Raw genomic sequence first — 3370 nt, 5'->3', positions numbered from 1 at the left:
ATTCTTATCCCGCTCCCTCACCAATACTCTGATTAAAACACAAAAAACCCATAAGAGGGGCACTTTTTTCAAAGTGTCCTTCTTATGGGTCACAGTTCACTACTCCATATGAGTGGTGCTTTTTAATTTAAAAGCAAGGTGATAATTAAAATGGATGAACAGACGAAGAAAGGAAATTCGATGTTGAAAATCTTAATGGCGATTTGTTAGAGAAGTTTATTCTATTTAGAACGTTGGGGATATGAGGATGAAAACAATTGGGTGATTTTACAAAATGAGGCTGCTGGCCAATGATCTGGCGACCTTATTAAGCTATTGGGCAGAATCAGTTGGTATACTATGTAAAATAAAGGGGCGGTTGAAGCATGCAAAGAAAGAACGAACGGTCAGCAGGAACGTGTCGAAATCGCCACGGTTTACAAGCCCGCTGAGACGCCAGGTTCCATCAAAGAATAAGGAAGCAAACCCCTCTGACATAAAGATCGTGGCGTATATGAACACGACTTCCCAAAATAACCAGCCGTTGATGTCTGGAATTCGTGAATAAACAGCCCACAGAAAAACGATTCCCAGCAATTGAGTAAGAGCAGCCGCAACGACCATAATAAGAAAATCAGCCTGGTATTCGAGTCGTTATTTGCCGAACGGTCCAATTCCACAGCCCTTTGCCGGCAAACCAAAGTAATATGCCCCAAATGATTTGCAGCACGATGAGGCGCAGCGCCCCCATTCCATTAACCTGCTCAAGATAAATGATGGCCGGTGTATGCACGATGCTTTGAAAGGGAAGCAGTAAGGAGAAAGTTTCGAGCCATTTTGGGAAAAAAGCAAGCAGTACGAGCGCACCTGAGAATAGGTTAGTTAGCGCAGTCCGGGCCCAGACGATGCCAAATGAGCCGGTTGACCAGAAGCACAGCAGTCCGGAAATGTAGACAATACCGAATTTGACTATCAGTGAAGCGGCCAAGCTAATGAGAAATAACAACCCATGTGGATTCGGCATAAGGACGCCTGCGGTCAAGGCTAGGACGATGATCATTACGATAACGGTTAGCGCGCCTTCAACGACCGTGGAGCCTAAAGTTTCGGCGAATCCGGCCTTCTGAAAGTCAAACGGCTTTAGTAAATCTGATGCTACGCCGCCATCCAGTATTTTGATTGAGGGGGTTGCATTTTTAAAAGCAGCTCCTCTTTGATTTATTCTGGTAATTTGAATAAACTGTTTTGTAGAAGGAATTTCAATGAAAGGACAGATGTGAAATGAAGAGAAAAGCAGCGGTAAAATTAGATGATCTAATTACTGAAATTGAAATTCAAATGGATGAGACCCTTACATATATAAACACCCAGACAGGAGAAGTTATAACATTATCGAGAGAAGAGATGACAGCGGCAGAAGATGAAGACCTACTTGAAAATTATCCGGATTGGCAAAGAGAGAACATTGAACAAGCAATAAAAATTATAGAGGATGAAGACGAGGTTTACCTCGATTTCACTTTAAGAAACGAGTACCATGAGTATGAAACAGTAGAAGAATTTATCGAGACATTAAACAAATCAGAGGTTCGAGAAGAATTGTTTGGAGCTATTCAAGGAAGAGGGGCATTTAGAAGATTTAAAGACGGAATCATTGAACATGACGTCGAAAAACAATGGTATGAATTCAAAGAAAAAAAGGTAAAGGACTTAGTTATTGAATGGTGTAAAGAGAAGGATTTTGTACTAAAGGAATGAAGTATTATTTGTTGGGAGGAATATATGTACAGATATCGGGCGTTACAACCAATTGATCTTGAAACTCTGTGTTCTTTTCCACAGAACAAAGAAGAATTATATTTTATGTTCCCTAAAGCCGAATATCCATTAACACCAGACCAAATTAGGGAAGTCGTTAAAAATAGATTGGAGCCCACAGTTATTCTGTTCAATCAAGAAGTTGTGTCTTACGCAAATCTCTATGACCATGAAGGTGAGTCTTGCTGGCTAGGCAATGTTATTGTGTCCTCTGATTATCGAGGGAAAGGTGTTTCTCAATATCTAATTGGGATAATGGAGACAATTGCAAAACAAAAGTTAAAGGTAAAGAAACTCAAACTTGTATGTCATAACACTAATACAAGGGGGATTTTATTTTACAAATAGCATGGCTTTAAACCATTCGATATCTCTACAAGAGTTAAGTCGTCAGGGGAGCATATTGCTGGTATACATATGGAAAAGACCATTTAAATTAAACTATCGGAGAACGATAGTTGGGACGTTAAAGAGACGCCCGATTATTTTTTGAAATAAGTTATAGCCTGTGTCGATTTTGTTAACTACCGTCGTCGTATGAATAGAGGTACAATTCATCTCATCTTAAGGAGGATTAAAATGAAATTTCTGTGTTTGGGGTATTTTGATCATGAGAAAATGAATGCCCGTCCGGAGACGGAGATCAATGCAGTGATGAGGTTATGTCAGCCTCACCTTGAAGAATTCTATAAAAGCGGCCAAGTAATTTTGGATGCTGGCCTGGCCTTGGAATCAAAATACTTGCGCCGGGAGAACGGGAAGGTGTCGATTGCGGACGCTCCCTTTACTGAGACTAAGGAGATGATAGGCAGCGTGTTCCTCATAGAAGCACATGACATGGAAGATGCCATCAGGGTAGCTTCCCTTCATCCGACTACGCAAGTGGGGGAAGGCGAGCAGTTTGGCTGGCGCCTGGAGATCCGCCCGATTCATTACTTTGAAAAGAAAGAACAGTAGGAGTAGTCTTTGATTTCCTCCACCTGACTCAGCATGATAGAAGAATTACGAAAGGCAGAATGCAATTGCTTTCGCCGTAACGTGAGACGCTGCTAATGCGGCGTCTTTTTCTGCGTGCGCCCAGCATGGGCGCTATCTCTAGGGTTCGAGTCCCGAATGGTGAAGGCAGTAGTAGCCATAGCTTAAGGCAAGGGTGTCCATCGCGAGGTGCGGCAAATCTCCGGTCTGAGGAACACGAACTTCATATAAGGCTAACGTACGTTGGATGAGACTGCGCAACAAGTCAAAGTCCTTACTGCCGAAGGCGTACGGGAGTAAATGGAGCAGATAGATGGAGAGGAAGATAGCGTTCTTACCTGGGGAGATCTGTATGGAACGCGAAGTCAGCTTCGTAACCCTGCCCGTGAGGACAGGCTGAACGTACAGAAGTCAGCAGACGCCATAGTACGCGGGGCTGTTGTAACAGCTCGCGGAAGGGCTGAACATGAAATARGCATTTGTACATCAAGGCGTTCARGATGAGTGATGAAAGCAGAAAATCCGAAAGGACCTGACTGAAGAAGGAAGCGGTGAATTCCGTGTGGGGCTTCGGCAGGGCAGAGCTTATCTCTGGCAC

At 43.1% G+C, this 3370-nt stretch carries 5 protein-coding genes; 3 read left to right on the top strand and 2 right to left on the bottom strand.

What is annotated here, in order from left to right; all coding sequences use genetic code 11:
* Nucleotides 1-312 precede the first annotated feature (312 nt).
* On the bottom strand, nt 313-603 hold the full coding sequence (locus ASG81_RS29480; RefSeq protein ID WP_056643418.1) for an ABC-2 family transporter protein: 291 nt from the start codon (nt 601-603) through the stop codon (nt 313-315).
* A gap of 10 nt (nt 604-613) precedes the next feature.
* Nucleotides 614-1150, bottom strand: coding sequence for an ABC-2 family transporter protein (locus ASG81_RS30510; protein ID WP_235549095.1), 537 nt, complete (start codon nt 1148-1150; stop codon nt 614-616).
* Nucleotides 1151-1260: 110 nt separating this feature from the next.
* Between ASG81_RS30510 and ASG81_RS29470 the strand changes: the two genes are divergently transcribed.
* The 3 genes from ASG81_RS29470 (at nt 1261) to ASG81_RS29460 (ending at nt 2754) form a co-directional block, all read left to right on the top strand.
* Nucleotides 1261-1737, top strand: coding sequence for a UPF0158 family protein (locus tag ASG81_RS29470; protein ID WP_056643412.1), 477 nt, complete (start codon nt 1261-1263; stop codon nt 1735-1737).
* Nucleotides 1738-1761: 24 nt separating this feature from the next.
* Complete coding sequence (locus tag ASG81_RS29465; RefSeq protein ID WP_235549094.1) at nt 1762-2145, top strand: GNAT family N-acetyltransferase; 384 nt, start codon at nt 1762-1764, stop codon at nt 2143-2145.
* Between the two features lie 231 nt (nt 2146-2376).
* The gene (locus ASG81_RS29460; protein WP_056643410.1) at nt 2377-2754 is read left to right on the top strand and encodes a YciI family protein; all 378 of its coding nucleotides are present in this window, start codon (nt 2377-2379) and stop codon (nt 2752-2754) included.
* The last annotated feature ends 616 nt before the right edge of the window (nt 2755-3370 follow it).

It is taken from the genome of Paenibacillus sp. Soil522, assembly GCF_001428245.1.
Classification (GTDB): Bacteria; Bacillota; Bacilli; order Paenibacillales; family Paenibacillaceae; genus Pristimantibacillus.
The sequence above is the reverse complement of the archived record's forward strand: the minus strand, read 5'-3'. Positions and strand labels throughout refer to the sequence as shown.